The organism is Rhizobium etli CFN 42, assembly GCF_000092045.1.
Classification (GTDB): domain Bacteria; phylum Pseudomonadota; class Alphaproteobacteria; order Rhizobiales; family Rhizobiaceae; genus Rhizobium; species Rhizobium etli.
Window position 1 is genome coordinate 349254 of sequence record NC_007765.1, and the last position, 24712, is coordinate 373965.

Here is a 24712-nt window from a genome sequence, read left to right on the forward strand (position 1 = left end):
TCAGGGGTGGAAAATATGGCGAACGGCATCATGGGGCGTTTCTACAAGCATCAGCAGGAGCCTGAAAGCCGGGAGCTGTCTCTAGTCGCAGCTCAGAACATGCCTGCCCAACCGGTCTCTGACAGCGCCATGGCAAGTAGCGACGAAGCTTTGCTTGGGCCGGACCTGGTTTCTGAGCGGGTCAATCTGCACCGATACCTGCTCGACCGCATCAACCTCGGGATCCTCGACACGCTCGACAACGAGGAGATCGCCACCGAGATCCGGCCGCTGGTCAAGGATTATATCCGGAGTAACAACTTTCCGCTGAACGCCAAGGAAATCAATGATCTGATCCGCGATATCACCGACGAGATGCTGGGGCTCGGACCGATCGAGCCGCTGCTCGCCGACGAGACGATCGCAGATATTCTCATCAACGGTTACAACAGCGTCTATGTCGAGCGGAGCGGTAAGCTCGAGAGCACCGCCGTTCGGTTCAAGGACGAGGACCATCTCCTTCGGGTGATCAACAAGATCGTCTCGGCCGTCGGCCGCCGCGTCGACGAATCGACGCCGATGGTTGATGCCCGCCTCAAGGATGGCTCGCGCGTCAACGTCGCCATCAGGCCGATCTCGGTCGATGGACCGCTCGTTTCCATCCGCAAATTCACCCGCAAGCCGCTGACATTGGAGCGCCTCGTGCAATATGGCGCCATGGCCGATGCTATGCGCATCCTTCTCAGCGCTGCGGTCAAGGGCAAGGTGTCCATGGTGATTTCAGGCGGCACCGGCTCCGGCAAAACCACCTTGCTCAATGCTCTCTCGTCGCAGATTTCTCCAAAGGAGCGCCTGATCACCATCGAAGATGCGGCCGAGCTTCAGCTGCAGCAGCCCCATGTCGGGCGTTTGGAAACCCGGCCGCCGACGCTCGACGGACGCAACGAGATCCGGCAACGCGAACTTCTGAAAAACGCCCTGCGCATGCGCCCGGACCGCATCATCGTCGGCGAAGTCCGCGGCGACGAGGCGTTCGACATGCTGCAGGCGATGAATACCGGTCACGAGGGGTCGATGACGACCATTCACGCCAATACGCCCCGCGACGCCGTCGGCCGGCTTGAGCAGATGGTCGGCATGGCCGGGATGCCGATGTCGCAGTTGAGCATTCGCTCGCAGATCTCGTCCGCCATCACCGTCATCGTGCAGGTCCAGCGCCTGAGCGACGGCAGCCGCAAGGTTGTCTCGATTTCCGAGATCACCGGCATGGAGGGCGAAGTCGTGCAGATGCAGGAGATCATGAAATTCAAGAAGCTCGGCACTGATGAAGGCGGGAGGATCCATGGGGAATTTCGCGCCACCGGCATCCGGCCGCGGTTCGTCGAGGAATTTGCCGAACTCGGGATCGAGATTCCAGTGGCGATTTTTGATCCCGGTAAACCGCTGCACACGGGAGCTGTTCAATGACCCTGACCCTCGTTTACGCTGCCGTTTTCACGGCGGCCCTTGTCGCTGTCGAAGCGATCATGCGCGGCTACTTCAAGACATCCGAACGCCACCGCGCTGTGAACCATCGGCTGAGCTTGCTCGAGCTCAGCGATGATCATCGCAAGACCTATAGCGATATGCTCAAGGAGCGCGGTGTAGCCGGCAGTTGGCGGCAAACCCCCATGATGCAGCGGCTGCTGCGGTTCTACGCCCAGTCGGGGATCAAGTTCGATGCCAGGCGATTTGCTCTCTTCGCGATCGCTGGCGCACTTTTGACGTGGCTGGTCATTCAGTTCCTCGTGCCGAGCACTCTGTTTAGAGTACCCGTCTTTCTCCTGATTTGTCTCCTCGCCCCTGCACTCGTCGTCTGGCGCGCTCGGGCGCGCCGCATGAAGAAATTCGAACTGAAGCTTCCTGAAGCGCTCGATGTCGCCAATCGCAGCTTGGCGGCCGGCCACCCGCTACCGGCGGCGATTGCTCTGGTGGCCCGCGAGATGCCGGATCCGATCGGCACCGAATTCGGCCTCCTCTCCGATGAACTCACCTACGGCGTGACGCTGGACGATGCCCTTGTCAATTTGGCCGACCGGGTCGGCGTCGAGGATCTGAATCTGCTTGCGATATCGTTGAGCGTACAGGCGGGAACCGGCGGAAATCTGGTCGAGATCTTGCAGAACCTTTCGAAGACGCTGCGAGGCCGGACGATGCTGAAGGCGAAGGTTAGGGCAATTTCCTCGGAAGGACGCATCACGGCGATCTTCATGTCGGTCTATCCCTTTCTGCTCTATGCGATGATCAAGGCTTTGTCGCCGACTTACTTCGATCCCCTCTGGGATAGCGGCTACGGAACCGCCGTGGTGAGCGTGCTCCTGGTCGTCATGGCGATCGGGAATGTCATTCTCTACAAGATGGTCAACTTCGAGTACTGAGGCGGTCATGTCGAGTGAGTATGGAATTTACCTCATCGTCTTCTTTGCGGTCCTGATCTTTACTGCAGCAGCCTCGGAACTGTTTTTTCGGCAGCGCGAGGTCTCGGTTCGGGTGTTGAAGAGCTCGGCGGCAGCCCGCGAGGAGTTCCAACTCGGCGATACGACGATTGCCGATCTCGGTGAAGCGGAAAACCGCCTGATCCGTCGCTATTTCGAGATTACGCGACGTGACACGAATGTGAACTCCACCCAAAACCGATTGATCCGGGCGGGGTATTTCGCTGCCGGCGCCGTCACCACTTTCCAGGTCGTTCGCGCGGTGATCTGTATCGGCATGCTCGTCGCGGCGGTCTGGGCCGTAAACCGGATCGCGCCAGCCATGTCGCAGATGGCGGCCCTGATCATTGCCATGTTTGCTGCGGGCGCAACCTTCATTCTCGTCAACATCTATATCGACCGGCGTGGCGCCGCCAAGGAGAGGGAGTACCGCCGCCTCTTTCCCGACTTCATGGATATGCTGATCGTCTGCCTCGATGCGGGCATGAGCATCGAGGCGGCGGCGAACCGGGTTGCTCGCGAATTCGTCGACAAGCAGCAGGACTTCGGCCTGCATCTGTCGATCATGATGCTGGAAGTGCGGGGCGGCCGGCGATTGCGCGAAGCGCTCGCCAACCTTGCCACCCGCCTGAGGATCGACGAGGCCCGGGCCCTTTCCGTTCTGTTCCGCCAATCGGAGGAGCTCGGGACCAGCGTGACGCAGACGCTGCGGGTCTACAGTAACGAAATGCGCGACCTGCGTGTGGTTCGCGCGGAGGAAAAGGCGAACGCTCTGCCCGTCAAGATGCTGCTGCCGCTCGGCGCCTTCCTTTTTCCGGTAAGCCTCCTCATCGTTCTCGTTCCCATTATTATGCGTGTCGTCAGTCTTCTCGTCGGCATGAAACCCGGCGGTTGAGCCAAGCGAGGTCGTATGCAGTATTCGCTCGAACAGAATCGTAACGAGGTCATCATTTCCCTCGATCCGCGTATGCCGATGGCGCCGCCGAGCATAGAACAAGTGGGATTGGATCAGTCGTTCCTGCTCCGGCTGGCCGCAAAATGTGCTGCCGAGCAGGATACGACCACGGCCTCTCATCTCGCTGAGCGCATGAAATTGCCGAAAGTGATCGTCAACATCCTGATCAAGGAACTGGTGAAACTCGCCTATCTCGAGGCGCGCGGCCTGGCGGGTGAGGATGTGAGATCCGATGTCCGCTATGCGCTGTCAATGAAAGGGTTCGAATATGCCCAGGCGGCGTCGCGTCAAAGCCAATATGTCGGGCCAGCGCCGGTGTCGCTGGATGCGTTCTGCCGGCAAATTTCTTTGCAGTCCATCCATGACGAACGCGTGACCCCCGAGCGGCTAACCGAGAGCCTTGAGGGGCTGGTGCTCTCGCACACGCTGGTCGAAAAGCTCGGTCCGGCCCTGAACTCCGGTCGCTCCATCCTGCTTTACGGACCGCCCGGCAACGGGAAGACGAGCATCGCCGAACGGACGTCGCAACTGTTTCGCCAAACCGTCTGGGTGCCCTATGCCATCGAGGTCGGCGGCCATGTCATCAGTTTCTATGATGAAGCTGTGCATCACCCAGTATCGGAGGCTGACGCGGAATCCCATCCGAAAGCAGATCAACGATGGATCGAATGCCGCCGTCCGGTGATCAAGACAGGCGGGGAATTGACCCTCGATCAACTCGATCTCACCTTCAATGCCGGGCCAAATGTCTATGAAGCGCCCATACACTTGAAGGCATCCGGCGGCGTCTTCATCATCGACGACTTCGGGCGTCAGCAAGTGGCGCCGCAGGCGCTCATCAATCGCTGGATTGTGCCGCTCGAGCGCGGATACGACTTCCTGACGCTGCACACCGGCAAGAAGTTCAAGGTTCCCTTTGACGAGTTGGTCGTCTTTTCGACGAATATCGCACCGAAGGACCTCTCCGACGAGGCGGGCTTGCGGCGCCTCAAATACAAGATCTATGTGAACACGCCTTCGCGTGACGAATACATCAGAATTTTCAAATCCTATGCCAGCGGTGCCGGATTGGCCGTCCGTGATCCAGACCTGCACCTGTTCTACGATCGCAAGTACAACGACGATGTGCTAGCGTCTTGCTATCATCCGAAATATCTTTTGGATTTTGTCGGTTCTTACTGCGAGTTCAATGGCATAGAGAGAATCGCGTCGCTCGATATGCTGGACCGCGCCTGGGAAGGTGTATTCACGTCGGAATGATCGCGGACCTTGCGCCGAGCGCGGCGTCCTGATTCAATCCAGTTAACGACTTACGGGGAGTAAACGAATGACCAGCATCCCGAGCATCGACGGCGAAGCAGGCGGCGCGAGACCAAGCAACATGCGAGTGATTGAGCCGAGAGCCTCAAGAAACCCACTCATCGTCGGTCTGCTCCTTATACTCTTGCCCGTGAATGCTGGCGTTCTCATCTATACTGCCAAAAACTCAGCGGATGTTCGCGAGAGCCGCGAGAGCATCGCAGCGCTTAAAAGGTCCATTGAGGGCCTGAGAGGACAAATGGAAAAGCAGTCGGACAAAATCGCGACCAACGCCAAGGCCGACGAACTCGCACTTATCCGTCAACAGATGGATAGCCTGCAAAAGTCCATGTCGATGAACGAGGGGATGCGCAACGACATCAGCGGTGCACGCATGGGCTCGGCTTTGGTCCTGAGCGCGCCCGGCAAGGAGCCGGCGCAGTTTTTCGCACCTCGCATGCCAGCGGAAACTCAAATGCTGGATAGCACTCTTGCGTCCATCGAAGCTGGCGGGATTCCAGTCAATAACCTGCCGCGTTACGAACGAACGCTCTCACCGCAAGGCCAGCTCATCCTTCGAAAGGCTCGGTAAACACCGACTTCGCCGAAATCTCCAAGGCAATCGCCCGGCCAGGGACGACTTGCCTCGCTCATTCTAGGGCGCTCTCATCTCGACACAGACTGCCGATCGCTGAGGGGCCTATCAGCGCTGAGCATACTTCACGCTGTTCTTCATCAATTCGAGATTACGGGCAGTGACTTCGTTCCCGGGATCGAGCTCATAGGCTTTCAGGAAGTACCGCCTGGCAGTACGCAAGTCACCGCGTAACAGGTGAGAGTATCCGATATTGTTGTAATAGACTGGGGTGTTGCCGATCATTCGGGAGAGCTGCTGGTAGGCGCGGTCCGACGTGTCGAAGCGGGCAACCATGTCGGCCGAGGCCGCGAGGCCGAGCCAGGCGGCCGGATCTTGCGGAAACACATCAACCGCTCGCTTGTAGATGGCGTAGGATTTTCCGTAGTTCTTTTCCTGGAACTGCAATTTCCCGTTGGTTATCAACTCGTCGTTCTTATAGAAGGCGACGGCTGAGTCATCCTCGAGGGTCTTTGCACTATCGCCATAAGCAGCGAGGCCATCGCTGGATGACTGGCAACCAGCTAAAATCGCTCCAGCCGCTATCAAAAACGCGATGCACTTGGTCCCAGCTCTGATCTGCAACATTGGCAATTTGATCCCCCATCAGATATTCTTACCAAAGATCCGGATGCGCTCACCGGGAATCATCGTAAAAAAAAGCTAACAACTCAAGAATTTGAGCAATTAGTCACAAAAAAGCGACAGAGGCGGTCTACGCCCGAACGCGTCAGCATGATAAATGCCAACCATTCAAAGTTGGTATCATGCGTTCGGTGATTCTCAGAGTAGAAAATTAATCTACGTCGCCTACCCTGCTCTCAGGTCAAAGGATGGGACGCCCTATGCGGATCGCTATTTTCACACTGATGCGACTTGGGCCATCACTGGCTTACGCGATAGCATCGATGTTCATTCTCAGCATGCTGCTCTTGGAAAGCTTCCCCTCGAGCGCCTCCGTCTGGTGGCTGCATATGACAATTCTTCCTGTCATGCGCGAGCCGGTTTATCTGCTTTTGGCGGTACCCGGCATTGGAATTTGGAGTGCCACCGTCCTGTTGATGCTTGCATCAATTTTTGGGATTCGAGTGGCCCTGAAGCCGCAAAGACACTACCGGTCGGGGTTCATCCATGCCCATCTCGCGCTGATCGCGACCGGTCTGACCATGGGACGGGCGGCAGTCGCGCAAGCCGACCTATCCGCCTTTGCGATGCCACAGCTTCAGCGAGGCGACTGGTCGTTCCTGCCGCTATCCTACTCGCCGCTAGGGACTGTCCTTTTTATATCCGTGTTTTTGGCTTGCGTTTGCTGCCATGTAACAATCATCAAGCGTACAATGTCGTCCCGGTAGAAAAACTTGGCGGCGCATGTCCTTCATCAACTCCGCTCAGTGCTTGGCGCTGAGGATCTCGATCGTCCGCTCGTCGAACTTTCCCTGATAAAAACGTTCGATTGCCCGATGGAAGGGCGAGCCGTGATCGCTGATCGCCGCAAACAAGGTCATCGATGAGCGCAGCTTGAGATCATCAGGCGAGCCGAGGATGTCATGGGCCGATCGGCCGTCGATCGATAAAATCGCCTCGACGCAGCGCAGCAGCCGGCTTGAGAGAGTGGGATCAGCGAGGTAGGCGGCGGCTTCCCCGGCCGAGCGTATGGCATATTTTTCCGCCATTGCAGAGGTGCCGAGACCGGCGATCTGCGGAAAAATGAACCACATCCAATGAGAAGTTTTCCGTCCGGCTTTCAGTTCGGAAAGCGCCTGCTCGTAGATTCCGTCTTGGGCATCGACGAAACGTTCGAGATTGTAATCGATCTTGCCGGCCATGGTTCTCTCCCTTTTGCTGTCAACGCAGCTTGAGCCAGAGGTCTCCGTGCCTGGCGAAGAAACTTCTCCCCTGGGCGAAAATATCGCCCCGGGGTAGTCGGCTTGCTGTCAGCAGACCCTTTCAGCATAGGGGCTGCTGTCGCGGCAATGGCCGTAAGGCTGATGGTGCGGCGTATCACCAGGGGTGGCGGCAATGGCCGATGTCGTCACCGGATCCGTCTCGCTAGACGAATATGCGGCAAAACCGACAAAGCTCAAGACAACCAACGCTGCGACCACGACGATGCGCTCGAAACCGGAAAGTTTCTGGGCGCTGACATGTTCCACATAGTCGCGCTCGCCTGGACCGGCAGTTTGGTCCTCTTTCACGTGGAGGGTCACCATATCCTGGCGACGGCTTAAAGTTTCACAATCTGTCATTATAATTACTCCTGCAACACATGCGGCCGGTCGAAGAGTAAACTCTCGCCCTCGCGTCGAACCGGCTCGCGATGCGTGCATGCATGTGTGTCTTCAATCGTGGCAATTGAAGGGGCCATATTCAAACTCAGTGTTCAAAAATTCGTACCAATAAACGTAAAAGATCGTGAGGCTCTGGCCCGCTCGAATGATCCGGGTTAGTCCTTGGCGGCATCTCTCATCAGGACCGTCCCATGAGTAAATCCTTCGGTGCGATGTCTGTCGCCCAGCTTTCCGTCCTCATCCAAAGCGGCGCCGCCGATCCGGTCGATGTGGCCGAGACGGTGTTCGAATCCATCGCCAATTATGCCGACAAGGCGGTCTTCACCACATTGCTCGAAGGCCGGGCGATGGAGGAGGCGCGTGCCTCCTCCAAACGTTTGCGGGAAGGGCGCTCGCTCGGTCTGCTGGACGGCATTCCGATCGCCTGGAAGGATCTTTTCGACATTGAGGGCCTGCCGACGACGGCAGGGTCCGTCGTTCTGGCCGCCACGGCGCCCGCCAGCTGCGATGCGGCGATCGTCGGTCTCCTCAGGCGGGCGGGCATGGTCGCCATAGGCCGCACGAATATGAGCGAATTTGCCTTTTCCGGCCTTGGCATCAATCCGCATTACGGCACGCCAGTCAATCCGCGCGGCACCGATCTCCCGCGCATTCCCGGCGGCTCCTCGTCCGGCGCCGGCGTTGCCGTCGCGGCCGGGCTCGTGCCGGTCGCGATGGGCACGGATACCGGCGGGTCCGTGCGTATTCCCGCCGCCTTCAACGGGATCGTCGGCTACAAGGCGACATCAGGCCGTCATGTGATGGACGGCGTCTATCCGCTGGCAAAGAGCCTCGATTCGCTTGGCCCGCTCTGCCGCAGCGTCAGGGATGCCGTATGGATCGATGCGGCGATGCGCGGCCTGACCGCGCCTGATGTGATCGAGCGTCCTTTGAGGGGGCTGGAATTGCTCGTGCCCGAAAATGTCGTTTTCGATGCGGCTGAACCCGGCGTTGTCGCTGCTTTCGAGGCAGCTTTGGAACGCTTTCAAAGCGCCGGCGCTTCCGTTTCCCGCACCATCATTCCCGCCTTCAACGAAATCCTTGATCTCATGACGAGATATGGTCCGCTGGTGACGGCGGAGGCTTTCGCCCTTCACCAGGAACGTTTGGCGGGACCGGACGCAGAGCGTATGGACCATCGCGTCGTCATGCGCACCCGCTTGGGGAGCAGGACGACGGCGCCCGATTACATCGCGATCCTCGAAGCCCGCAGGCGCCTCATCGGGGGAGTCGACCGCCTCGTGGGGGACCGTATACTGGCCTTTCCCACCGTCGCGCATGTCGCTCCGCCGATCGCGCCGCTGGAAGAAAATGATGAACTCTTCTTCGCCACGAATAACAGGACGCTGCGCAATACCGCACTCGGCAATTTCCTCGATTGGTGCGGCGCCTCGATCCCCTGCGGTACGGGTGAATCAGGCATGCCGGTCGGTCTGCTGCTTTCGGCGACCGCCAGTCGCGACGAGGCGCTGCTGGGGGCCGCGCTTGCGGCGGAGGCGGTCGTCCGCGGCGATTTCGTCTGAAACTGGCAATTGAACCGCCCGGTGTTTATTGCCATTGATGGCGTGAGGAGATCCTGGAGGACGGCACGTGCAGGTTTTGCAGAACGGATGCTTTGCGGTTTCGACCTGGTCGCTCCATCGGCTGCTCGGCGCCGTTTATGGCTATAGCCCCGATTCCGGCAAGAGTGCGGCGCCGAAAGAGCCCTACGGCCCCGGCGGTGCGGCGCTGATCGACATGCCGGCGGCGCTCGCTGCGCGCGGCATCCACCGGCTGGAGGTCTGCTCCTTCCATCTGCCAAGCCTCGATGCCGCTTACCTAAGCGAACTCAGCGATGCGATGGTGTCGTCGAACGTGCTGTTCCAGACGCTGCTCGTCGAGGACGGCGATCCGAGCCATCCCGAAACGGCCGAACGCGATGTCAGATGGATGGCAGAGTGGATCGATATAGCGGCTGCACTCGGGGCGCAAAGGATGCGCGTCATCGCCGGCAAGCAGAAGCCGACGCAGGAAAACCTTGCCCGCGCCGCCCGACATCTTGGCTGGCTGGCCGAACAGGCGGAAGGCAGCAATGTGCGTGTCGTCGTCGAAAACTGGTTCGATCTGCTGCCGTCCCCCATCGAGATGAACTGGCTGCTGGACCGGCTGGACGGCAAGGTCGGACTCAACGGCGACCTCGGCAATTGGGCTCCGCCCGCCAAATATGAAGGCCTCGCCGATATCATGGGTCGGGCGGAAATCTGCCACGCCAAGGCCGATTACGGCGCTGCCGGCCTCGATGCAGACGATTACCGCAAATGCCTCGAGATGTGCGAGAGAGCCGGCTATGCCGGCCCTTTCACGCTGATCTACGACTCACCCTTCTTCGCCGACGAATGGGACGGCATCCTGCTGCAAAAGCAGTTCATCGAAGATTTCCTGCGCGAGGCGCTGGGGCTCAGGACGGCTTAGGCAGTTGATTATTCCTGACGCGGAAACCTCTGGCTTTCCTCCAGCACATTCAGATCCATGTGATTGCGCATGTAGCGCTCCGATGCTTTCTGCAGCGGCTGATAATCCCAGGGATAATAGGCACCGTTGCGAAGCGCTGCGTAAACCACCCAGCGGCGGGCCTGGCTTTCGCGCACGGCCGCGTCGAAATCGGATAGGTTCCAGCGCTGCCCGGCCTTTTCGACAAGCCGCGCCAAGGTGTCGGCATGCGCCGGATCGGCTGCCAGATTCTCGAGTTCTTGCGGGTCGGTCTCAAGATCGAACAGCATCGGCGGGTCCTTCTCGCACAGCGAGAGCTTGTAGCGTCCGTCCCTGAGGCAGACCAGCGGCGCTTCGGACCCTTCCGCGGCATATTCCATCGGCACGGGGCCGCGGCTGCCGGTGCCTTGAGCAAGCGCTGCGAGATCGCAGCCCTCGGTCCACGGCTTCAGCGAGGCGATATCGATCCCGACGAGGCCGGCGAGCGTCGGTGTCACATCGAGGGTGGAGACGGGCTGGTCGATGCGCTTCGGCTTCCAGCCCGGTGCCGCGATCATCAGCGGAACGCGAGCCGAACCTTCGAAGAAGTTCATCTTAAACCAGAGACCGCGATCGCCGAGCATGTCGCCATGGTCGGACACGAAGAGGATGATCGTATTGTCGGCCATGCGGCTACGTTCCAGCACGTCGAGAATTTCGCCGATCTTTTCATCGACATAGGAGATATTGGCGAGATAGCCGCGTCTTGCCCGCCTGACATGTTCGCCGCTGATGTCGAAAGCATGATGGTCGCAGGCTTTCATCAGACGCTGCGAATGCGGGTCCTGCCGCTCGAAGGCGATCGGCTCAACCGCCGGGTCGAGGGCGGGGCAGTCCTCATAGAGATCCCAGAATTTGCGGCGCGCGACATACGGGTCGTGCGGATGCGTAAAGCTGACGGTCAGGCACCAGGGGCGCTCGTCATGGCCGCGCGAGAGGTCGTACAGTTTCCGCGTGGCGTGATAGGCGACCTCGTCATCATATTCCATCTGGTTGGTGATTTCGGCCACGCCGGCGCCGGTGACCGAGCCGAGATTGTGGTACCACCAGTCGATGCGCTCGCCGGGCTTGGTGTAGTCAGGTGTCCAGCCGAAATCAGCCGGATAGATATCCGTCGTCAGGCGTTCTTCGAAGCCGTGAAGCTGGTCGGGGCCGACAAAATGCATCTTGCCCGAAAGCGCCGTCTGGTATCCAGCGGCGCGCAGATGATGGGCATAGGTCGGGATATCGGAGGCAAATTCGGCCGCGTTGTCGTAGACGCGCGTCCGACTCGGCAATTGCCCGGACATGAAGGAGGCCCGCGCCGGCGCGCAGAGCGGGCTTGCCGTATAGGTGTTGGCGAAACGCACCGAGCGCTCGGCGAGCGATTTGAGGTGGGGCGCGTGAAGAAAATCCGCGGGGCCATCGGGAAAGAAGGTCCCGTTCAACTGATCCACCATCAGGACGAGGATGTTCGGGCGCGCCATGTGAATTGCCTTTTGCTATTTGACGATTTTATTGAAGCGCCTATCATCTCAGCTGTAAAGACAGCTTTTTCTGATAACTGAGAAAAAGGATTTTTATGTCAGAACGACCGCCTGAGCTCGGATGGATGCGCCTCTTCCTGGAGGTGGCGCGGCTTGGGAGCCTTTCTGCGGCTGCAGCACATCTCGGGCTAACCCAGCCAGCCGTCAGCTATCAGATCCGCCGGCTGGAAGAGCAGTTCGGCGTCAGTCTGTTGCGCCGCCGGCAGCGGGGGGTCGAACTGACTGTCGAAGGCGAGCGGCTTCTTGAGGTGACGGCAAAAGCAGTCGGCGACATCGACGCACTCGCCCGCAGTTTCCGGGTCGAGGCCCAACGACCAGTCGTGAGGCTGAGGACCGATTATGCCTTCTCGGCACTTTGGCTGATCCCACGCATGGATGGCTTTCGCCGTCTGCACCCGGAAACGGATATGCAGATTGTCGCGACGCAGCGGCTTGCAGCCGGATTTCGCGACGAGGCAGATGTCGCGGTGGTTTTCGGTACGCGCGACGAATTCGGCGCCGTCGGCAGGCTTCTGCTGCCGGAGAGCATCGTGCCCGTTTGCACGCGCGGGTTCCTCGATCGCAACGGGCCTTTCGATGATCCGAGACAGCTTGCCAAGGCAAGGCTGATCCATCTCGACGCGCCGCTGCCATCGCCCTGGTTCGACTGGCGCACATATCTTGCCGAGTTCTCCGTTCCGCGCGATACCCATGCCGGCCGCGGCGATATCAGTTTCAATACCTATTCGCTGGTCATCCAGGCCGCTCTCACTGAGCAGGGTGTGGCGATCGGCTGGATGGGGCTCGTCGATACGCTTCTTTCGGCACACATGCTTGTCGAAGCCGGCCCGCCGCTCGAGGCGTCCGACCGCGGTTATTGGCTCGTGCCGCCTCGATCTCCAAATGTCCACAGCGAAAGGCTCAGCGCCTGGCTGTCGGATGAGGTGACGAGAAATGGTGAGTAGCGGTTGTATTTCTCCTGGGGAGAAGCCTTGTCATCGGCGATGGCGATCGACATTGTGGGATCGAATCCAAGAAGAAGGTGAATGCATGCGAATGATCGGATATGTCATCGGACTGCTTATGGTCCTGCTTGGGCTGATCTGGATCGGGCAGGGAAGCGGCTATTTTCCCTATCCGGCATCCAGTTTCATGATCGCCCAACCGATCTGGATGCTCTGGGGCGCCATTCTGGCGGCGGCGGGCATCGTTGTGGTCGTCATCATCTCGCGGCGGCGTCGCAGAGGATAAGTTGCTGCTGCCGTTTGGCGGCAATCCGGCCGTTGACGGCCTGTCGAAATGAGGAGAATGGCATGAGCGCAGCTGAAATCGATGGCTTTGCGGACCGGATCAGGAAGGACCAGAGCGGCATGATTTCCGCCTGGGTCGGCATTCCCGACGCCATGCTCGTCAACCATCTGGCGCAGGAAGCCTTCGATGCCGTCGTGCTGGATATGCAGCACGGCATGTGGGACATGCAGTCGGCGGCAAACGCCGTCGCTCAGACGCGTCTTGCCGGCAAGCCGGCCATCGCCCGCATTCCCGTCGGCGATTTTGCGTCTGCTTCGCGGTTGCTCGATGCCGGCGCCTCGGGGATCATCGCACCGATGATCAATTCGGCCGAGGATGCGCGCGCCCTGGTCCGGACGACGAAATATCCGCCCCTCGGCGAGCGCAGCTGGGGGCCGTCCTTGGCGCTGAACCATACCGGCCTGTCTGCCGACGCCTACCTCAAGAACGCCAACGAACTCACGGTCGCCATCGCCATGGTCGAGACTCGCGCCGCTCTCGACGCGATCGACGGCATCCTTGGCGTCAGCGGCATCGACGGCATTTTCGTCGGCCCCGCCGACCTTTCGATCGCGCTGTCGAACGGTGATCAGGTGGCGCCGAACGCCGCCGAGATCGACAGCGCCATGCAGCATGCCGTGTCGCGCTGCCGCGCCCACGGCAAGTTCGCCTGTGCCTATGCCGGCGACGGCGAGCGGGCCGGCGAATTGCTGAAATTCGGCTTCCATCTGGTCATTGCCGGTGCCGAGACCGTGCAACTGCGCGCCGGCGCCCGCCGGGCCATCAACGCCGCCCGCAGGATCGCCTCGGGAAGCTAAGCACGTTCAGCCAGCCGATCTGACTGCAAGCCAGATGACGTGGCGGGCGCCGCGTTTGCGGTTGGCGCGGGTATTGACGACGTCGACGGAAAAACCGCTGTCCTTGAGACGCCGTGTGAAATCCGGATCGGGTCCGGATGACCAGACGGCGAGTACGCCGCCGGGGCGAAGCGCGTCGCGGGCGGCGCGAAGGCCGTTAAAATCATAGAGCCGGTCGTTGGATTTGCGGGTCAGCCCATCCGGTCCATTGTCGACATCGAGCAGGATCGCGTCATAGGCGCTCTTGCCGGCGCAGATCGCCTCGCCGACATCGCCTTGATGAATGCCGACGCGCGGATCGTCGAGGCAGCCGTTGAACACCTCTGCCATCGGCCCGCGCGCCCAGGCGACGACGGCTGGTACCAGTTCGGCGACGGTGACGCCGGCATCATCGGGAAGGACGGCGAGAGCGGCGCGCAGGGTAAAACCCATGCCGAGCCCGCCGATCAGCACCCTCGGCTTCGGATGCGTCTTGATCCGCTCCCAGGACAGTGTGGCAAGGGCTTCTTCCGAGCCGCTGAGACGACTGTTCATCAACTCGTTGGCGCCGAGCATGATCGAGAACTCGCTGCCGCGCCGCTTCAGGCGCAACTCGCCGCCTTCGCCGGGAATGGTCGCCGAATCGAGCTGGATCCAGGGCAGCATGACGGTTTCGCCTCACATGAAAGAGCCGTCCCCTAGCACAGGCAGACGAGCGAAACCAGCAAACCGGCGTCAGACCATCCGCATGAAATGCTCCGGCTCCACTTCGACGATATCGTCCTGCGGCGCGGCCGAACGGCGGCGGATCTCGTCGACCTCATTAGGCCTCAGCCGCGCCTTCGGATCGTCGAATTGGACGTCGGGATCCGGCACGGCCGAGAGCAACAGCCTGGTATAGGGATGCAGAGGATTGTCGATCACTCGGGCGGTGCTGCCCCATTCGACGATCTGACCGGCATACATCACGGCGATATCCTCGGCGACATAACGGGCAGTGGCGATATCATGAGTGATGTAGAGCAGGCCGAGATTCAGCTCCTGCTTCATCTCGTTCAACAGGTTGAGCACGCCGAGACGCACCGAAACATCGAGCATCGAGGTCGGCTCGTCGGCGACGATCACCTCCGGCTTGACGGCAAGCGTGCGGGCGATGTTGACGCGTTGGCGCTGGCCGCCGGAGAGTTCATGCGGATATTTCGGCGCGACGAGATCGGGATCGAGCCTGACGCGCTGAAGCAGTTCGCGGGTGGTGACGTCGATCTCCGTCCCCTTGATGTCCGGGCGATGCAGCTTCAGCGGCCGGCGGAGATGGTGCGCGATGGTATGGGCGGGGTTCAGCGAGGCGAAGGGATCCTGGAAGATCATCTGCACTGAGCGGCGGTAGCGGGCGATTTCGGCGGAATTCGCCGTCTCGACCGGCCGGCCCTTGTAGAGAATGCGGCCTGATGTCGGCAGATATTCGCGCATCGCCATGCGGGCGCAGGTGGTCTTGCCGCTGCCGGATTCGCCGACGAGCGCCAGCGCCCGACCAGCGCGCAGCGAAAACGAGATGGAGCGGGCAGCATGAACGGCGGAGGCGCCGTGGCCGAACGTCTTTGTCACCGTGTCGAGCGCAAGGATGGCTTCGCTCATAGCAGCACGCCTCCATGCAGCGAGGGAAAGGAAGCCCAGAGCTTCTTCGTGTATTCGTGCCGCGGCGTCCGGTAGATCGCTTCGGCGGTGTTTTGCTCCACCAGCCTGCCGGACAGCATGATGCCGATCCGGTCGCAGAACTGGACCATCAGTCCGAGATCATGGGTGATGAAGAGGACGGAGAAGCCGAAGCGGCGGCGCAATTCGTTGATGCGCTGCAGGATCTCGCGCTGAACGACGACGTCGAGCGCTGTCGTCGGCTCGTCCATGATGACGAGCTTCGGGTCGAGCGCCATGCAGATGGCGATGACGATGCGCTGGCGCATGCCGCCGGAAAACTGGTGGGGATAATCGCGCATCCGGTCAGGCGCGATGTCGACGAGCGTCAGCATCTCGGCGGTGCGCTCGCGGGCTTGCGCACGGCTCATGCCTTTATGGGCCCGCAACACGTCATAAAATTGCGCTTCGATGCGCAGCACCGGGTTCAGCGAATTCATGGCGCTCTGGAAGACCATGGCGACTTCGCGCCAGCGGAAGGCGGCAAGCGCCTGCCGGTCGAGGCCGAGCACGTCGCGTCCGTCGAGCAGGATGCGGCTCTCCTTGCGGATCAGCGCCGGCGGCCTGTGCAGGCGGCTGACGGCGAAGGCGATGGTGCTCTTGCCGCAGCCAGATTCGCCGGCAAGGCCGAAGACCTCGCCCGGCGCCACATCGAAGCTGACATCGTCGACGGCGCGGAAATCTTTCTCCTCGCCGATATAATCAATCGAAAGATTCCTCACAGACAATAGCGGCTGGGTCACAAGCGGCCCTCCCCGGAACGGACGAGCAGCGACCAGCGCTTCAGATGATTGCCGGTGCGCAGCCGCGGATTGGCGATCTCGTCGACGGCGAAGTTCAGGAGCGACATGCCGATGCCGAGAAGAGCGAGCGCGAAGCAGGGGGTGAGGATATCCCACCAGGCGCCGACCGAAAGGGCGGAAGCCTTCTGGGCATTGTAGAGCATCGTGCCCCAAGAGATCGCCTTGGGATCGCCGAGGCCGAGGAATTCCAGCGTCGCCTCGGTGATGACCGCGAAGATGACGCTGCCGATGAAATTGATGCCGACGATCGATATCACATTGGGGAAGATCTCGAATGTCATGATGCGCCATTGCGGCTCGCCCATCATCGAGGCCGATTTGACGAAATCCTTGTGTTTGACGGAAAGCGTCTCGGCGCGGGTGACGCGGGCGCCCCAGGCCCAGGAGGTGGCGCCGAGGATCAGCGCAATGACCAGCGGGCTTGCCTGGCCGATGAAGGCGGCGAGCACGAGCAGCAGCGGCAGGTTGGGAACGACCAGCACCATATTGGTGAAAAAGCTGATGATCTCGTCGATCTTGCCGCCGCGATAGCCCGCGATGATGCCGAGCGCCGTGCCGACGAGGGTGATCAGCAGACCGGCGCCGAAGCCGACGGCAAGCGAGGTGCGGGCGCCGTAGAGCAGCCGGGCGAAGACGTCCTGGCCGATGCGGGTGGTGCCGAGCAGATGATCGAGCGACGGCGGCTGGTGCGGCCTGCCGGTGCGGGCGGCGGGATCGTATTGCGTCAGCAGCGGCGCTGCGATCGCGACCATGATGATGAATGCGATGATCAGAAGGCCAACCAGCGCCTTGCGGTTCCGAAGCAGGGTCTTCATCTCACGCTCCCTTCAGCCGCGGGTCGAGCATGACATAGCTGACGTCGACGATGAAATTGGCGATCAGCATGGTCGCGGTCATGATCAGCAGCTGGCCCTGGATGACCGGGTAATCGCGGGCGAGGATCGCCTGGTAGAGAATATTGCCGAGGCCGGGATAATTATAGACGACCTCCGTCACCAGCGAGCCGCCGAGGATGGTGCCGATGGCGATGGCGAGGCTGGAGACGGTCGGCAGTAGGGCGTTGCGCGCCGCATACCAGAGCATCACATGGCGGTCGGACAGGCCCTTGGCGCGGGCCATGACGATATAGTCCTCGCCGAGCAGGTTGATCATGTTGTTGCGCATGGTGACGGTGAAGCCGCCGATCAGCACGGTGCAGAGTGTAACCATCGGCAGGATGCCGTGATAGGCGACGCTGCCGAGATACTGCAGGCTGAAGGCCGGATCGAGCGAGGGATCGGCGGCATAGCCGTTCGGGAACCAGCCGAGCGTGAAACCGAAGATGAAGAGCACGATCAGCGAGGTGACGACGGCCGGCACCGAGGTCGCAAAAACCGCGCCGACGGAGACGACGACATCGAACCTGCTGCCGCGCCGCCAGGCGGCGACGATGCCGAGGAAGGTGCCGAGCGCGAAGCTGATGATTGTCGCGGTTCCCATCAGCCCGACCGTCCAGACCAGCGCATGGCCGAGCACGGAGGTGACCGGCAGTGGGAAATATTTGATCGAGCGGCCGAGATCGCCGGTGAAGATGCTGCCGAGATAGGTGAGATATTGCTGCCAGAGCGGGCCGTCGACGAAGCCGAAGGTGAGCTTCAGCGCCTGCAGGCTTTCCGGCGGCAATTCGGCGCCGGCGCTCGAGAACATGATCTGCACGGGATCGCCCGGCATCAGCCGGGGCAGGAAGAAATTGATCGTCGCTGCCGCGATGAAGGCCGCCATATAGAAGACGAGACGGCGAAGCAGAAAAGCCATGGAAACTCCGTCGTGGCGGGAGCGGCGTTCGACACCGCCCCCGAAAACCATGATGATTACTTGACCGGTTCCAGGGCCAGGAGGTTCAAGAGGCGCGCCGAATTGGTGCGCGAGATCGACGGATTGACGAAGGGATTTTCCTTGGTCGACCAGCCGGTGAAACGCTTGGTGTTGTACTGGTACCAGTTCGGATTGTTGAACACCGGAATGACAGGCATGTTTTCGGCGACGATGCGCTGCGCCTTGTTCATCGCGTCCTTCTGCTGGGCGAGGTCGGCGGTATGGGTGAATTCGACGACGAGCTTCTCGACATCGGGGTTGAACCAGCGCTGCGCGGTGAAGCGGGTCTTGCCCTTGTCCGAGGCACTGAAGGCGCGCTTGTAGGGATAATAGGGCGAGGCCGAGGCAGGCAGGCTGTTGATCGCCGCATCGAAGCTGCCGTTGATGAGGTTGCCTGTCCAGACGGCTTCCTCCGGCGTTTCGATCTTGGCGTCGATGCCGACCGCCTGCATGCCTTCGACGGCGATGTTGACGGTGTCGACCCAGTCCGTCCAGGAATTCGGAACGATGATCGAGAAGGCGATCTTGCTGCCGTCCGGATTGTCGCGGAAGCCGTCGCCGTCCTTGTCCTTGTAGCCCGCCTCGTCGAGCAGCGCCTTGGCGGCGTCGGCGTCATAGGTGGCGAACTTGCCGAAGTCGGCCTTGACGGACGGATCCGCCCAGCTCTTGTAAAGCTCGCCCATCAGGCCCGGGTCTTCGTTCAGTGTCGGATAGCCGTAGCCGGCGACGTCGATCATCGCCTTGCGATCGAGCGCCATCGACACGGCGCGGCGGAATTTAACGTCGTTGAAGGCCTTCTTGTTATTCTCGTTCGCGGTTTCCAAGTTGAACAGGAAGGCGACCATGCTGCTCGGCGAATACCAGTAGTGGAAATGCGCCGGATCCTTCGAGACATAGACATTGTCGATATCGGGAATGAAGGAGACGCCCCAATCGAGCGTGCCGTCGGCCGTTGCCGTCAGGATCTGGTTGTTGTCGGCGAGCTGCGGGAAGCGAATGCAATCGACCTTCAGGTGGGCGTTGTCCCAATAGTTCGGGTTGCGGCACTGATCGTAGGTCTGGCCGGTGAAACGCGGAACCTCGGTCAAGGGGCCGCTGCCGACCGGGTTCTCGTTGGCGAAGGTGACCGGATCGGCGACGTCCTTCCAGACATGTTCGGGAACGATCGGCAGCTGCGAGATCTGCTCGGCGGCAAGCGAGCTCGGATTGGCGAGCGTGAAGCGCACGGTCTGGGCGTCGACGGCTTTGACGTCGGTAACGAACGTCCAAATGCTGACGAAGTCGAGCGCCGGGAATTTCTTCAAGTAGGCATAGGTGAAGGTGACGTCGGCTGAGGTCAGCGGCTTGCCGTCCGACCATTTCAGGTCGGGGCGCAGCTTGAACTCGATGCTCTTCAGGTCGTCGGACAGCTTGAAGCTTTCGGCCAGGCGATAGACCGGCTTGTTGCTGTCGAAGCGATTAAAAATAACAAGCGGCTCATAGATGAAGTCGAGCGTCGACTGGCGCGCCGAGGTTTGGTTGAACGGGTTGAAGTTGCGAACCCAGGTCGTCGCCGGTTCGATATTGGCCGTCAGGATCGTCTGCGCCATGGCAGAGCTCGAAAGCAGCGTCAGCGTGGCGACGGCAAGAAGATATTTTTTCATGTTTTATTCCCCTTCTTTTATACGGTGAGAGATGGCGCGCCGGTCAGGAGGCCAACGCGCTTGCAAATATGTCTTCGACCTCGGCATGGGCGGACCGATAGTCGATCTTGAGATTGCCGAGGCGGGCCTTGCCGGCGGCGATCCGCTGCAGTGCGGCGTCGGTCAACGGGCGCGCCGCCTTGGCGGCTGCTTCGCTTTCCCTGATGTCGCCATGGCTATGGAGCGCGATGTCGAAGCCGGCGTCGAGCACATGTTTGACGCGTTCCGGCAGGGACCCGGAAAGCGATTCCATGAAGATGCAGTCGGAGATCAGCACGCCCTCGTAACCCAAGTCCTTGCGGATGAGGTCGTGCATGATCGGGGAGACGGAGGCCGGCAATTCCCTGTCGTAGGCCGAATAGACGACGTGGGCGACCATCGCCCAAGGCGTGTCCTTCAGCGCGACGAAGGGTTTGAAATCGGTAGCGATGAGCGTCTCGCGGCTGGCATCGACGACCGGACGTTCTTTGTGGGAGTCGAGCGTCGCGCGGCCATGCCCAGGGATATGCTTCATCACAGGCATATTGCCGGTCTCCAGCAGGCCGTCGACCACCTCGCGGCCGAGGGCGGCAATGACATCGGGATCGGATCCGAAGGAGCGGGCGCCGATAACCGCGCTCGTTGTCTCGAAGACGAGGTCGAGAACGGGCGAGCAGCCGCTGGAAAGGCCGAGTTCCGTCATCATCGCGGCCATTGCCTGGGAGGAAAGGCGCAATGCTTTTTTGCCGAGCTCGAAATCGCGGCGCGCCAGTTCGGCGAACTGGCCGAAGCTGCGGAAGAGCGGCCAGGGGCCCGCATCGAGGTGCTGGACGCGCCCGCCCTCCTGGTCGGTGAAGACCGGGGCGTCGTCGCGGCCGACGGCTTCACGGAAGCGTGCGATCAGCCGCTTGGTCTGCTCCGGCTCGCGCTGATTGCGCCGGCCGACGAAGAGGCCGAGCGGATTGGTCTCGCGAAACATCGCGAATTCATCATCCGAAAGAACCGGATTGGGAAGGCCAACAAAAAGGGCGAGCGGGGTCGAGGGCAAGTCTAGTGCTCCGGGATCAGATGGTCATTTCGGCATGCTTCTCAGCATGCCTTCGTAAATGCCCTTGTCGGGGGCCTGGATGGTGATTGCGCCTGCGGTCCTGGCGTAAAAATCGACCGGACCGGCATCGCCGATGAAGGCATAGGCATGGCCGAGCGTCTTCATCGTCTCAAGACAGGCGGAAAACAGCGCGAGCCCGATGCCCTTGCCGCGCGCTTGCGGGTCAACGCCGGTCGGGCCGAAGAAGCCGCGCGCCGTCGTGTCGTAGCAGGCAAAGCCTTGGAGCGTTCCGCCTTCGACGGCGATCAGGCAGGCGACGGGCTGGCGGGAGAAGGCGACCGAAATCTCGCTTGCCCAGTTCTCGCTGAAGTGTTCGCGAACCCAGTTCACGACGAGATGCAGTTCCGGGGGGAGGGCCGGGCGGATGGCGGCGCCGACGCTGTCGGCTCTCTGTTTCAGCTCGGCGAATTTCGCGGAATACAGGCTCACAAGCAGGTCCGGCACCCGACATTCCTCCTGTGATTCCGTTATTACGGAATATATACCCCTATTATGTCATAGACTTGGCGATCTTGCCGAGCTTGTCAACAGGGATTTTCGATCGGCAGCCGCTTTGGCTACGCTCTCAATGCAGGGTAGTTGGCACAAGCGAAAACGGCCCGGGGAGATCCGGGCCGTTCGATGGGAGCTGTTTGTCGATTTGAGTGCTTATGCACCGTCTTTCCAGAGTGCATGAAAATGCTGCACCGGACCGTGGCCTGAGCCGACGGTGAGATTTCCGGCCGCTTCGACCGCGCCGGCGAGGTAATCCTTGGCGAGGGCGACCGCCTCTTGCGCCGGGACGCCCTTGGCAAGTTCAGCAGCCAGCGCGCTCGACAGCGTGCAGCCGGTGCCGTGCGTGTTCTTGGTAGGCACCCGCTGGGCTTCGAACCAGTGCAGACCGTCGGCGGCGGCCAGCACGTCGGGGCTCTCGTCGCTGTCGAGATGGCCGCCCTTGACCAGCACGGCGGCCGGGCCGAGCGCGCGCAGCTGTTCGGCCTGCGCCGCCATTTCTGCCCGGCTCGTCGCGACCGGCTGGTGCAGCAGCGCGGCGGCCTCCGGCAGGTTCGGCGTCAAAACCGTGGCAAGCGGCAGCAGCCGGAGGGTCAGCGCGTCGACCGCTTCGGGTGCGAGCAGGGCGGCTCCGCCTTTGGCGATCATGACGGGATCGAGGACCACAGGGATGCTGCGCCCGTTGCCCTCGGCTGTGGCCAGAGCTCTAGAAAGTGCGGCTGCAACGGCTTCGGCGATCTCGGCATTGGCGATCATGCCGATCTTGATGGCATCGACGCGCACATCGGCAAACACGGCATCGATCTGCTCGGCGACGAATGGAGGCGGCACTAGATGCACGCCGGTGACGCCTTGCGTATTCTGCGCCGTCAGTGCGGTCAGCACCGCCATGCCGTAGACACCGCGGGCGGAAAAGGCCTTGAGATCGGCCTGGATGCCGGCGCCGCCTGAGGGATCGGAGCCGGCGATGGAGAGGACGTTGCGGATCATGCCGGGACCTTTCGGATTTCTGCGGCGATGCGGCGGGTGGCGGCTTCCGGATCCGGCGTGCCGCAGATGGCGGAGACGACGGCAAGCCCCTTGGCGCCGGCGGCAAAGACTTCGGCCACATGCTCCGCCTTCAGCCCACCGATGGCGACGGACGGCACCGGCGAGAGCTGCACCAGCCTGGCGAGGCCGTCAAAGCCGATCGGCTGCTTGTGGTCGGCCTTGGTCGGTGTCGCAAACACCGGGCCGACGCCGGTATAATCGACGAGATCGGGATCGACGGCAGCGGCGAGCGCCTCGGTCTCGACCGAGAGGCCGAGGATCATTTCGGGGCCGATCAGCTCCCGCGCCGTGCGCGCATCCATGTCCTCCTGGCCGATATGCAACCCGTCGGCGCCGATGGCGATCGCCGCCTCGACATCGTCATTGACGATGAGGCGGGCGCCGGTGCCACCGAGCGCCTGTTTCAAGGCGCGGCCGGTCTGGATCATCTCCGAAGTGCCGGCTCTTTTGTCGCGCAGCTGCACCATCGTTGCGCCGCCGGTAACGGCAAGACGCGCGGTCTCGACCATGCCGATCTGGGCGCAGAGATTCGGATCGAGCACGAGATAGAGCGAAAGGTCGAAAGCCTTCATGCGAGCGATACTCTCGCCCTGGCATCCAGCGCTTCGCCGTCGAGCGCAGCCAGCGCATCGAGGAAGCGCCAGGCGAATGAGCCGGGGCCGGCCGCGCCGAGTGCGGCATCCTCGCCGGCGACGGCAAAGGTTGCGAGTGCCGCGACCGTCGCCCCGAACAGATCTTCGGGCGCTGTGGCGGCAAAGGCGCCAATCAGGCAGGTGAGCGAGCAGCCGAGCGCGGTGACCTCAGGCATCAGCACCGATCCTCCCTTGATGCGCACCGCTCTCTCGCCATCGGTCACGAAATCGACGGCGCCGGTGACGGCGACGATGGCCTGCTGCCGCTCCGCGAGCCGCCGGGCCGAATCCTCCGCCTGCTCAACCGGATCGCGGCTGTCGACGCCCTGGCCGCGGCTCTCCCCGCCGGCAAGCGCGATGATCTCGGAAGCATTGCCGCGGATGATCGTCGGCTTGAGCGCCAGCAGATCGGCGACCGCCTGGCGACGGAAGGTGGTCGCATAATGGGCGACCGGATCGAGCACCCAGGGTTTGCCGGCTGAGGCCGCCGCCTTCGCCGCCGCCTGCATACCGTCGATCCACTGCGTCGAAAGCGTGCCGATATTGACAGTCAGCGCGCTCGCGATGCCGGCGAATTCGCCGGCCTCCTCTGGTGCATGCACCATGGCGGGCGAAGCGCCCGATGCCAGCAGGACATTGGCCGCGATGTTCATGGCGACATAATTGGTGATGCAGTGGACGAGCGGCGGCTTTTCGCGCATCGCGTCCAGCATGGCTCCCGAAGTTTTTTTGCTCTGCATAGCGCCCTTTCAGGCGGGGCAGGCGCGGGGCGCGTCGACGGCGATGCCCCGAGCGACTCCCTCCGCCGGCATTATCCGGTTCAGGTTCGAAGGGTGCTTCTCAGCCCGTCTGTCGACGAACGCCCCTGTCTCTCATCGCGCTCTTTTTCGCAGAGAAGGACGCGGCTGTCATCCCGAAAATGACGTTTCGCCTGCCTTCCGACAAAGCTGGTTGAAGGGATCACAGCGTTCCTCAACTTAAATCATGCAGATCCGTCGTAATCGCTGCCCCGATTGAAAACTCCGAAAACTGCACTGTCAATCCGCTGCGTTCCGGCGTGCAGGCGGTCGGCCCGACCTCATATCTGTCGGCAATCGGGAAGGGCGCTAACCGCAGCAGCGGCCAGCGGCTGCCGTCGCTGGAGGCCTGAATGCGTAGCGCGCCGGCTGCGACGGTAACGCGGATGTGGAAATCCTCAAGTTCCTTGAAGGGCTGCGAAACGGACCAGTCGGACTTGCCGTCGGTGACGACGGTGCTGAGGAAGGCTTCGCCGTCGGTGAATTCGACGCCCGTCTTGACCCAGCGTTTTTCGTCGAGGCGCACCATCAAGCCGGCCTGGTCGTAGAGGGTGCGGAACTCGCCTTGCACGCGGATCTGGGCGGTGAAGCTATCGGCGGTGGGGAAGGCGAGGAAGTGGCCGCTGTCGCGGGTGAAGCCGTAATAGGTCTCCCGCCAGAAATCGGTCTTCTCGCCTGTCGTCAGCGTCAGACCGGTTGCGTCGGCGTGCCAGCTTGTCGGTTCGTTCAGCCATTTTCCGTCGTTGAAATCGATGTCCATTCCATCCTCGCTTTATTGAAGCCGCGGGCGCTGCCGATTCTTCGCGCCCGCATAAT

27 protein-coding genes and 1 riboswitch are annotated in these 24712 nt (G+C 61.4%); of the genes, 11 read left to right on the plus strand and 16 right to left on the minus strand.

What is annotated here, in order from left to right:
- Positions 1-15: 15 nt before the first annotated feature.
- The 5 genes from RHE_RS25665 (at position 16) to RHE_RS25685 (ending at position 5299) form a co-directional block, all read left to right on the plus strand.
- Entirely contained in the window at positions 16-1446 is a 1431-nt protein-coding gene (locus RHE_RS25665) for a CpaF family protein (RefSeq protein ID WP_011428167.1), read from the plus strand.
- Positions 1443-2396, plus strand: coding sequence for a type II secretion system F family protein (locus RHE_RS25670; RefSeq protein ID WP_011428168.1), 954 nt, complete (start codon positions 1443-1445; stop codon positions 2394-2396). Before RHE_RS25665 ends, RHE_RS25670 begins: the two co-directional genes overlap by 4 nt.
- Positions 2397-2403: 7 nt before the next feature.
- Entirely contained in the window at positions 2404-3348 is a 945-nt protein-coding gene (locus tag RHE_RS25675) for a type II secretion system F family protein (protein WP_011428169.1), read from the plus strand.
- A 15-nt stretch (positions 3349-3363) separates the two neighbouring features.
- Positions 3364-4668 carry an ATP-binding protein gene (locus RHE_RS25680; RefSeq protein ID WP_011428170.1) on the plus strand — a complete coding sequence of 435 codons (1305 nt, stop codon included), beginning with the start codon at positions 3364-3366 and terminating at the stop codon, positions 4666-4668.
- A 67-nt stretch (positions 4669-4735) separates the two neighbouring features.
- Complete coding sequence (locus RHE_RS25685) at positions 4736-5299, plus strand: hypothetical protein (protein ID WP_011428171.1); 564 nt, start codon at positions 4736-4738, stop codon at positions 5297-5299.
- Positions 5300-5410: 111 nt separating this feature from the next.
- Here the strand turns inward: RHE_RS25685 and RHE_RS25690 are convergent, their stop codons facing one another.
- Positions 5411-5929: a tetratricopeptide repeat protein gene (locus RHE_RS25690; RefSeq protein ID WP_011428172.1), complete on the minus strand. Its 519-nt coding sequence runs from the start codon at positions 5927-5929 to the stop codon at positions 5411-5413.
- A 257-nt stretch (positions 5930-6186) separates the two neighbouring features.
- Here RHE_RS25690 and RHE_RS25695 point away from each other — a divergent pair, with 257 nt between their 5' ends.
- Positions 6187-6693: a hypothetical protein gene (locus RHE_RS25695; protein ID WP_011428173.1), complete on the plus strand. Its 507-nt coding sequence runs from the start codon at positions 6187-6189 to the stop codon at positions 6691-6693.
- 36 nt (positions 6694-6729) lie between these two features.
- Here RHE_RS25695 and RHE_RS25700 read toward each other — a convergent pair whose 3' ends face one another.
- Both RHE_RS25700 and RHE_RS25705 read right to left on the minus strand, forming a co-directional pair.
- Positions 6730-7167 carry a DUF1810 domain-containing protein gene (locus tag RHE_RS25700; RefSeq protein ID WP_011428174.1) on the minus strand — a complete coding sequence of 146 codons (438 nt, stop codon included), beginning with the start codon at positions 7165-7167 and terminating at the stop codon, positions 6730-6732.
- Between the two features lie 108 nt (positions 7168-7275).
- Positions 7276-7551, minus strand: coding sequence for a hypothetical protein (locus RHE_RS25705; protein WP_187331742.1), 276 nt, complete (start codon positions 7549-7551; stop codon positions 7276-7278).
- 269 nt (positions 7552-7820) lie between these two features.
- Here RHE_RS25705 and RHE_RS25710 point away from each other — a divergent pair, with 269 nt between their 5' ends.
- On the plus strand, positions 7821-9191 hold the full coding sequence (locus RHE_RS25710) for an amidase (protein WP_011428176.1): 1371 nt from the start codon (positions 7821-7823) through the stop codon (positions 9189-9191).
- Between the two features lie 67 nt (positions 9192-9258).
- Complete coding sequence (locus tag RHE_RS25715) at positions 9259-10119, plus strand: sugar phosphate isomerase/epimerase family protein (RefSeq protein ID WP_011428177.1); 861 nt, start codon at positions 9259-9261, stop codon at positions 10117-10119.
- 8 nt (positions 10120-10127) lie between these two features.
- On the opposite strand, the gene betC is transcribed toward RHE_RS25715, so the two are convergent.
- Positions 10128-11642, minus strand: coding sequence for a choline-sulfatase (gene betC / locus RHE_RS25720; protein WP_011428178.1), 1515 nt, complete (start codon positions 11640-11642; stop codon positions 10128-10130).
- 95 nt (positions 11643-11737) lie between these two features.
- On the opposite strand from betC, the gene RHE_RS25725 reads away from it, so the two are divergent.
- The 3 genes from RHE_RS25725 to RHE_RS25735 all read left to right on the plus strand — a co-directional run bounded on the left by RHE_RS25725 (position 11738) and on the right by RHE_RS25735 (position 13789).
- Positions 11738-12646, plus strand: a complete 909-nt coding sequence (locus RHE_RS25725; protein ID WP_042119897.1) for a choline sulfate utilization transcriptional regulator — start codon at positions 11738-11740, stop codon at positions 12644-12646.
- A gap of 85 nt (positions 12647-12731) precedes the next feature.
- Positions 12732-12932, plus strand: coding sequence for a hypothetical protein (locus RHE_RS25730; protein ID WP_020923173.1), 201 nt, complete (start codon positions 12732-12734; stop codon positions 12930-12932).
- 62 nt (positions 12933-12994) lie between these two features.
- Positions 12995-13789 carry an HpcH/HpaI aldolase family protein gene (locus RHE_RS25735; protein ID WP_011428180.1) on the plus strand — a complete coding sequence of 265 codons (795 nt, stop codon included), beginning with the start codon at positions 12995-12997 and terminating at the stop codon, positions 13787-13789.
- Between the two features lie 6 nt (positions 13790-13795).
- Here the strand turns inward: RHE_RS25735 and RHE_RS25740 are convergent, their stop codons facing one another.
- The 12 genes from RHE_RS25740 to RHE_RS25795 all read right to left on the minus strand — a co-directional run bounded on the left by RHE_RS25740 (position 13796) and on the right by RHE_RS25795 (position 24656).
- Positions 13796-14473 carry a spermidine synthase gene (locus RHE_RS25740; protein ID WP_011428181.1) on the minus strand — a complete coding sequence of 226 codons (678 nt, stop codon included), beginning with the start codon at positions 14471-14473 and terminating at the stop codon, positions 13796-13798.
- A gap of 69 nt (positions 14474-14542) precedes the next feature.
- Positions 14543-15442 carry an ABC transporter ATP-binding protein gene (locus tag RHE_RS25745; RefSeq protein WP_011428182.1) on the minus strand — a complete coding sequence of 300 codons (900 nt, stop codon included), beginning with the start codon at positions 15440-15442 and terminating at the stop codon, positions 14543-14545.
- On the minus strand, positions 15439-16242 hold the full coding sequence (locus tag RHE_RS25750; RefSeq protein WP_011428183.1) for an ABC transporter ATP-binding protein: 804 nt from the start codon (positions 16240-16242) through the stop codon (positions 15439-15441). Before RHE_RS25750 ends, RHE_RS25745 begins: the two co-directional genes overlap by 4 nt.
- Positions 16239-17117: an ABC transporter permease gene (locus RHE_RS25755; protein WP_011428184.1), complete on the minus strand. Its 879-nt coding sequence runs from the start codon at positions 17115-17117 to the stop codon at positions 16239-16241. The genes RHE_RS25750 and RHE_RS25755 overlap by 4 nt, the downstream gene beginning before the upstream one ends.
- Before the next feature lies 1 nt (position 17118).
- Entirely contained in the window at positions 17119-18096 is a 978-nt protein-coding gene (locus RHE_RS25760) for an ABC transporter permease (RefSeq protein ID WP_011428185.1), read from the minus strand.
- 56 nt (positions 18097-18152) lie between these two features.
- Positions 18153-19799 carry an ABC transporter substrate-binding protein gene (locus RHE_RS25765; RefSeq protein ID WP_011428186.1) on the minus strand — a complete coding sequence of 549 codons (1647 nt, stop codon included), beginning with the start codon at positions 19797-19799 and terminating at the stop codon, positions 18153-18155.
- Between the two features lie 43 nt (positions 19800-19842).
- Positions 19843-20865: a glycoside hydrolase family 3 N-terminal domain-containing protein gene (locus RHE_RS25770; protein ID WP_011428187.1), complete on the minus strand. Its 1023-nt coding sequence runs from the start codon at positions 20863-20865 to the stop codon at positions 19843-19845.
- 24 nt (positions 20866-20889) lie between these two features.
- A complete protein-coding gene (locus RHE_RS25775; RefSeq protein ID WP_011428188.1) occupies positions 20890-21369 on the minus strand; it encodes a GNAT family N-acetyltransferase in 480 nt (159 codons plus the stop codon).
- A 204-nt stretch (positions 21370-21573) separates the two neighbouring features.
- Entirely contained in the window at positions 21574-22407 is an 834-nt protein-coding gene (thiD, locus tag RHE_RS25780; protein WP_011428189.1) for a bifunctional hydroxymethylpyrimidine kinase/phosphomethylpyrimidine kinase, read from the minus strand.
- A complete protein-coding gene (gene thiE / locus RHE_RS25785) occupies positions 22404-23039 on the minus strand; it encodes a thiamine phosphate synthase (protein WP_011428190.1) in 636 nt (211 codons plus the stop codon). Before thiE ends, thiD begins: the two co-directional genes overlap by 4 nt.
- Positions 23036-23839: a hydroxyethylthiazole kinase gene (thiM, locus tag RHE_RS25790; protein WP_042119898.1), complete on the minus strand. Its 804-nt coding sequence runs from the start codon at positions 23837-23839 to the stop codon at positions 23036-23038. Before thiM ends, thiE begins: the two co-directional genes overlap by 4 nt.
- Before the next feature lie 40 nt (positions 23840-23879).
- Positions 23880-23976: riboswitch (TPP riboswitch) on the minus strand.
- A gap of 95 nt (positions 23977-24071) precedes the next feature.
- A complete protein-coding gene (locus RHE_RS25795; RefSeq protein WP_011428193.1) occupies positions 24072-24656 on the minus strand; it encodes a DUF1349 domain-containing protein in 585 nt (194 codons plus the stop codon).
- Between the last annotated feature and the right edge of the window lie 56 nt (positions 24657-24712).